Genomic DNA, 7158 nt, shown 5'->3' with positions numbered 1-7158 from the left:
CGATCAGTTCGGTGGTCAGTGCCTTCGGCACCTCGGCCAACGCTATGTGGATGGTGACGGGAACGGTGCGCAGGTCGGGTCCTGCCAGCATCATCACCGGCATCGCCTCGACACCGCTGTGCCGAGCCGCCAGATGCGCCAGATATTCGGTGTGGCCGGGAAAGCGAAAGCCGGCATCGTAGAGCGGCTTCTTGGCGATGGGGCAGGTGACCACGGCCGAGGCTTCGCGGGCAAGGCAATCGGCGACGGCGCGGTCGATGGCCTCGATGGTGGCGGCCGCATTGGCCGGATCCGGCTGGCCGGGGCTGTCGATGCAGCCTGCAGCCAGCGGAACGATCGGCAAGGCGCGGGCAAAGACCTGCGCCGCTTGTGCCGGGGTGGCTTCGGCGATCGGCAGCGAGAGGCCGAGCAGGCGCGCCCGGGAGGCGATCAGCGCCGGATCGGCGAGCAGGTAGAAGGGGGGCAGGGCGGCAGCTTCACGCGCCATGAAGGCGGCGATGGCGATCTCCGGCCCAATGCCGGACGGATCGCCGGCGCTCAACGCGAGCGCAGTCACTGCGTTGCCCACGTCAGCGCTTGACGATGCGGGCTTTTGCCTTCAGCTCGTCGACATATTTCTTGCTGAGCGCGTCGGCATCCTTGTCGCCGCCGGAGCCTTCGGCCTGGAACGCCATCTGGGCAACCTTGTCGTCGGACACTTCGCGCGACGAGCAGATGCCGATGAATTCGACGCCGCGTTCAGTTTCGCGCGTGACGGTGGCACCGCCGACTTTGGTAGCTTTGATCTGCTCGGCCCAGTCCGGCGGCAGTTGCGGCGCCAGCACCCGGCCCAGATCGCGAACGGTGACGTCGATCAGGCCCTTGGCGAATTCGCGCGTCGTGTTGCAGCCGTTGAAGCGGGCGCGCATGGCGTCGGCCTCTCGCTTGCGTTTGCCCAGCGTCGCGCTGCGTTCAGCCGCCGGCACCACGAAGATGACCTGCTGCAGCATGTATTCGGTGGCGCTCGGTTTGGCGCCGCCTTTTTCGAGCATCTTCCTGACGAGATCCTGTTCGCTGACGGCGCCGGTGCCGTCGCCGGAACGGTAGCGCGCGCTCAAGGCCTGGTTCCAGGCCATCTGGGCGCGGATGAATTCCTTGAAGTGGCTCTTAGTGACGCCCGACTTCTCCATGACGCCGTCGAGCTGGCTGAGCTGCATCTTGTTGCTCGAGGCAAAGCGCTGGTACGCGGCATCGACCTGGGCGTCGCTGATGCGGATACCAAGCCGCTTGGCCTCGGCCATACGCAACGTCTGGTCGATCATTTCCTGGCCGGCATCGCCCTTCTTGCGCTGCAGCTTCAGGAAGGCGGCGCGATGGGCGATGTCGCCGGTGGTGACAGGAATGTCGTTGACGACGTATTTGATCTCGCTGGCGAAAGCCGGCGGCGCCATTACGGTGATCGACACGGACGTCGCCGCCACGAGCAACGCGAAACCTGCTGAAAAGAGGTATTTCCTCATCGTTGGCATCCCAATTCTATCCCGGTCCCGCCCAATTTGATCTTTCCAGGTGCGCGAAATCCGTGCCAGCCCTATGCGGCGAAACGATGTCGCCGATTGTTACTGGATCGTGTCGACGGCACTGGTCGACGAGCCGAAATCGCCGAGGGTGCGGAACGACAGATTGAAGCCGATGGTCTGCGACACCTCCCTGGTGTTCAGATCGCGCGACTGCGAGTAGGTCATCAAATAAGTGAAGCAGGAATCGTTGTAGGCGAAGCCGACGCCGTCCTTGACCAGCAGGCTCTGCTGCAGGTCGTAGGTTCCTGTGCCGAAGACGCGCCAGTTTTCGGCCAGATGCGTGGATGCACCAAGCGTGACCTCGTGGCGGTCGGTGGTGAAGCCGTACAGCGGCTGGGCCTGGATGAAGGCGTATTTGGCGCTCAGCGACACAGGCAGGCCGGAATAGGCGGCCTTCACCTCGGCGCGGCGGATCTCGAAGCTCTGTTCGTCGAAACGGCCGCTGACCGAGGCCGCGAAGCCGTTGGGGCTGTTGATGCCGAACAGGCCGACATAGTCGGACTTGGTCGTGTCGAGGCCGGAGTTTGCGCCGACATTCACCAAATCCGGCGCGGCGAACGAGTTCTCGCCGCCAATCTGATAGGATTGGCCGAAAATGGCATTGGTGCCCCAGCCATTGTTGTAGGAGCCGGAATAGCGGAAGCCGACATTGGCGCGCGAACCGCCTTCGACGCGGTCGTAGCCGGAGAACTTGTCGCGTTCGAACAAGGTGGTCGCATCGAAGACCATGCTTTGGGCGTCTTCGTTGGGTACTGAGAGGCCGCCGACATATTGCTCGTTCGGACGCATGAAGACCTGTGCCATCGGTTCGATGACATGGCTGGACCCGCTGGCCATGGAAAACAGCACCGGCCAACGCATCTCGAGGCCTGCGGTTGCCATGTAACGGGCAAATGACGAGCGCATATCGGCCTGCTCGTTCAAATTTGCTGCCATATTGTTAATGGCAGTGAGCGAAGCCGATGACGCATTGAGGTAGTCGACGTCGCCCTGCAGTGCGAGCAATGGCGTCAGCACCAGCCCGCCATCGGTGACGAAGCTCCGCTTCCACTCGGCCTCGGCGGTGAGACGGCCCGATTCGCCTTCGATACCAGGGACACGCTGTATGGGGGTGGAGAAAGTGTCATCGAGTTCGTCGCGGCGGATGACACGCGCGTTGACGTTGAGCGATAGCTGGCCGCCGGCCACCGACGCATCAGGAATATAGGCGTAGTCGAGCGACGGCAGCACCCAGGGCTGTTGTCCGCTTCGCGCAGAGGCGTTGTCGTCAGGTGTATCTTCCTGCACATCGAAATGCATGGCGCGCACGTCGAAATAGTTGCGGCCGTTGAGACCCGTCAAGTAGACCGACGACTGGTGGACGCTGCTATTGTACTTTTCGATGCCGTAGGTGTTCGAGAAATTCTTGTCGGTCTGCAGCAGCACGTCCCAGCCGAAGTTCCAGCGTGAGTTGATGGCGAACTGCCCCTGGGTACCCATCATGCCGCGGAATTTGTTGGGATCGCCGGCGCTGCCCGAATTGACGTTGTGGCCAGAGCTGGAGGGGAAGGCAGTGGTGTCGAGGAAAGCGTCGGGATTCTGCTGGTGTATCCCGGCGATCTTCAAGCTGTACTCGCCATTGTTGAAGCGCTGACGCCACTCGGCCTCACCGAGGAAACCCTGCTTGGTATAGCCGGTGCCGGTGACGGTCAGGTCGTAGGTCGGCGCCAATGCAAGATAATAGGGGACTTTCACGCCGACGCCGAGATCGCTCTTGTAGATGATGCTCGGGATCAGGAAGCCGCTCTTGCGCTTCACCGTCGGGTCGGCAATTTCGAATGCAGGCAGATAGGCAAGCGGAAAACCGAAGAACTCGAAATTCGCATTCTCGAAGCGAACCGTCTTCTTCTCGCCGTTCCAGATGATCTTCTTGGCCTTGACGCGCCAGGTCGGCGCTTTGTCCGGCTTATCCTCGCACGGCTCGCAGGCGGTGTAGACGCCATTGTGGAAGGTGGTCAGCACGCCGCCCATGCGTTCGGCGCTTTCGGCGGCGAAATAGGCCTTGTCGATGGTTTCGACCCGCAACGCGTTGACGAAGCCGTCGGCGAAGTCATCGGTGATGTCGATATGCTGCGAATTGATCTTGGTACCGTCGCTGTTGATGACTTCGACGTTACCGCTTGCGACCATTCGCTTGGTGTTGCGGTTGTACTCGACCCGCTGGGCGACAAGGCGATTGCCACCATAGTCGATCTGCACGCCGCCAACGGCGGTCACGGTCTGGTTGTCGTTGTTATAGACCAGCGTGTCGGCCGCCAGCAGCATTTGCGAGCCGGACGGAACCGATGTCGCCATGTCGCCGACGTCCTGCGCAAGCGCCGGTGCCGGAACGGCGTAGGCAAGCACGCACGCCAAGGCGGTCGCCGCATAGAGGCGCGCCAAACCGGCCTGCCTGTTGCTGGGCAAAAACGCCTCCCTCACTAGCCGTCTTCCTTGTATAGCAGGAAAGTCACCCCGAAGAACATAGCCACCATGACCGGTACCCAGGCGGCTACGACAGTCGGCACGAATCCCGCCACGCCGAATGCCTTCACCAGAACCGAAACGACATAAAGCAGAAAGCCAGCGATGATGCCACCCAGAATCATCGTCGCCGACTGCCCCATCCTAGCAAATCGCATTGAAACCGTTGCCGCGATCAGCGTCATGGCGACGAGAAGGAACGGCAACGCCACGAGCGAATCAAACTGCATGGCAAAGGCATTTGCCTTGAGGCCGAAGGAGCGGGCAACCTCGATCTTTCCGGGCAGGTCGTAGAAGGGGATGGTTTCCGGGCGCGCCAGCCGCTCTTGCACGAATTCGGGCTTCAGATTGGTCGGTACGCGATCGGTTGCCGATGCCTGGATCGTGCCGTTCTGGAACGTCTTGACGTCCTGCAATTCCCAATAGCCGTCGCGCAGGAAGGCACGGGCAGCATCCTTGCGCTCGACGATGTTGCCTTGCGGGTCGAGAATGAAGAATACGACATCGGCCATTTCCAGGCCCTGGTTCAGGATGGCCCGCGCACCGATGATGGTGTCCCCCGAACTGGTTTTCTGCCGGATCCAGGGCGCGGCATCGGCCGAGACCGTATTCGATTTGCCGGAACGCAGCTGGGTTTCGATCTGCTCGGACCAGGAGAATGCGTGCGCGGCGAGCGGATTGATGACGCCAACCGACAGGACGCCGAACAGCAAGGCTCCGATACAGCAGGGCAAGAGGAACTGCCAGGCGGAAACACCGGCGGAACGCGCGATGACCAGCTCGTAGCGCCGGTTCAGCGACACCAGCGTCGCCATCGCCGAGAAGAGACCGACGAACGGCACCGTCTGCAGCATGATCATCGGCATACGGAGGCCTGAAATGGCTACCGCCGTGCCGTAGGTGAAGCCGGGCAGGCCGGTGGTGCGGCCGGACAGCTCGGTGAAATCGATCAGGAACACCAGCGCTAGGAGGCCGATGAAGAACCAGATGGTGATCGTCACGTAGCGGAAGAAGAAATAGCGGCCCAGTGTCCAGCCCATCAGCCGACCCCTTGCCCTGATGTGCCGCGCCTGGACAAACGCAATTTGAAAGCATTCCAGCTGTCAGCGATGCGCGAGGCGAAGTTTGTCATCCAGTCCGCCCAGGTCACGGGCAGTTCCAGTGTCCGGTTCGAGACGATGAACCAGATCGCCACCGCGGAAGCCACGATCGGCACACCATAGACCATATAGGCATATTGCGGGATCTCATCCGCCTTGCTGGCGGCGAAAAAGCCCAGCCAACGCACGAACAGCGATATCGTGATCGCCGTGATCAGCGGATTGACGCGCGCCTCGCGGTGCGAGCGCGCATCCCCGGCGACCGCAAGCGCGATCAGCGCGAAAACCATGGAATAGGTCCATTCCGAGAACCGCTGGTTGACTTCGGCCCGGTATTCGTAGGGGCTCTGCTGATAATACTTGTCGTTGGCGCTCGGGTTGAGCAGGTACTGCGTCGTCTGGTCCTTGGGCAGGAGCGTCACCGCTGAAGCCGCCGCCATGAAGGCCGACATGTCGAAGGCATAGGAGGTGAAGCGGATGACGGAGAGATCGCCGGTCAGCGTTTTGCGATGGATGACGCCGTCATTCATCATCAGCACCTTTTCACCGCCGCGTTCGATGATGCTGCCGGTCTTGGCGTAGTAGACGAGGTTGACGCCTTCTTCGCGCGAATCGGCGACGAAAATGCCGCCCAGCCGATTGTTGGGAAGGCGCTCGCCGACCTGCAGGAACAACCCGTCGTCGATCTTGCGGAAGGTGCCTTCCTGGATGATCAGCGACAACAGATCCGCGCGTGACGACGCCACCAGGGCCCGGTTCTTCTGCCGTGCGTAAGGATCGATGCCGTTGTCGACGGCAAAGGAAAAAACGGCTGCGGCGAGCGCCAGCAACATGATCGGCCGCACGATCGTCCAGCGCGAGGCCCCCGCGGCGTTGACGACGGCAAGTTCGGAATCCGAATTCATGACGCTGAGTGTCTGTGCGACCGCCACCACAAGCGCAAAAGGCACCACGATCGGGATGATGGACGGAAGGATGAGGGCGGCGACTTCGAAGAAGGTCAGCGCCGATTGGCCGCTGTCGGTGACCAGATCGATCTTTGCCAGCACCTGCGTCGTCCATACGATCGCCAGCGTCCACACAAGAGCGGCCATGAAGACCACGAAAGCGCGGCGCATGATGTAGCGTTCAACGACCTTCATGAAGGCTTTTCTCGATTTTTTCGAACGGCATCATGCCGCCGAACAAGGTAGCTGTCCGGCAGCGCCTGCACAACTGGCTCATCAGATGGTCTATCCGGGTTCTGTCCCACATCACGCCCCCCGGCTGGGCGGAGTGTCGGCGGGAATGGATAAGAAAGGGCGAACATCGATGGTTAACAACAAGTTGCGGCAAAAGCGGGGCCGTGCCGCGACGAATCGTCATCGATTCCATAGGTCATATGGGATGCCAATTCGGCAAAGTCTTGCCAAATGCCGGAAAACGACCAAATGTCGCGCATCGTTTCGAACCGCTTCCCCAAAAGTCGCGCATTCCCTGAAAGCAGGACATGATGAATCAAAGACCATCGATCGCCTTCGCCAAATTTTCCGGGTCCCAGAGCGCGGTGAACAAGAAGGGCACGGTCTTCGTGCTCGCGGCGGATGAGGGCGGCCTGAGCGACGTCGCCAAGGCCAGTGATCCCGGCAAGACACTGGAGCGGGCTTTTCCCGTGGCTGAGTTCACCGGCAAGTTCGCCAGCACGGTGGAAGTTCTGGCCCCGCAGGGAGCGTCGCTCGACAGACTGGTGGCGATAGGCACCGGCAAGGTGTCGGGACTGGACGAATATGCGTGGTTGAAGCTTGGCGGCACCGTTTCCGCGTCGCTGCGCAAGGCGACCGAGGTAGCGGTGATCCTCGATGTGGTCGGCGCCTCGCCGAGCGCGAAGGACGCGGCAAGCCTTGCCGCGGGCATTCTCCTGCGCAGCTATTCCTTCGACAAGTACAAGACCAGGAAGGACAAGGACGACGGCAAGGCAGAGCCGAAGAAGCCGGTCAAGGTGACCATCCACACCGCCG

At 61.5% G+C, this 7158-nt stretch carries 6 protein-coding genes; 1 reads left to right on the top strand and 5 read right to left on the bottom strand.

All coding sequences use genetic code 11. From position 1 onward, the window contains the following. The 5 genes from EN990_RS34395 to lptF all read right to left on the bottom strand — a co-directional run. Positions 1-568 (bottom strand): 4-hydroxythreonine-4-phosphate dehydrogenase PdxA (locus EN990_RS34395; protein WP_206526375.1); only part of this gene is annotated, 568 nt, incomplete at its 3' end. Between the two features lies 1 nt (position 569). Further along, entirely contained in the window at positions 570-1508 is a 939-nt protein-coding gene (locus EN990_RS34390; protein WP_024504313.1) for a peptidylprolyl isomerase, read from the bottom strand. A gap of 90 nt (positions 1509-1598) precedes the next feature. Next, a complete protein-coding gene (locus EN990_RS34385; RefSeq protein ID WP_064993142.1) occupies positions 1599-4019 on the bottom strand; it encodes an LPS-assembly protein LptD in 2421 nt (806 codons plus the stop codon). After that, a complete protein-coding gene (gene lptG / locus EN990_RS34380) occupies positions 4019-5104 on the bottom strand; it encodes an LPS export ABC transporter permease LptG (RefSeq protein WP_174299091.1) in 1086 nt (361 codons plus the stop codon). The genes EN990_RS34385 and lptG overlap by 1 nt, the downstream gene beginning before the upstream one ends. Next, positions 5101-6303 carry an LPS export ABC transporter permease LptF gene (gene lptF, locus EN990_RS34375; protein ID WP_013532506.1) on the bottom strand — a complete coding sequence of 401 codons (1203 nt, stop codon included), beginning with the start codon at positions 6301-6303 and terminating at the stop codon, positions 5101-5103. The genes lptG and lptF overlap by 4 nt, the downstream gene beginning before the upstream one ends. 350 nt (positions 6304-6653) lie before the next feature. On the opposite strand from lptF, the gene EN990_RS34370 reads away from it, so the two are divergent. After that, the coding region (locus EN990_RS34370; protein ID WP_281056359.1) for a M17 family peptidase N-terminal domain-containing protein at positions 6654-7158 on the top strand (505 nt) is incomplete at its 3' end.

The organism is Mesorhizobium sp. M7A.F.Ca.US.005.03.1.1, from assembly GCF_003997975.1.
Lineage (GTDB): Bacteria > Pseudomonadota > Alphaproteobacteria > Rhizobiales > Rhizobiaceae > Mesorhizobium > Mesorhizobium ciceri.
The sequence above is the reverse complement of the archived record's forward strand: the minus strand, read 5'-3'. Positions and strand labels throughout refer to the sequence as shown.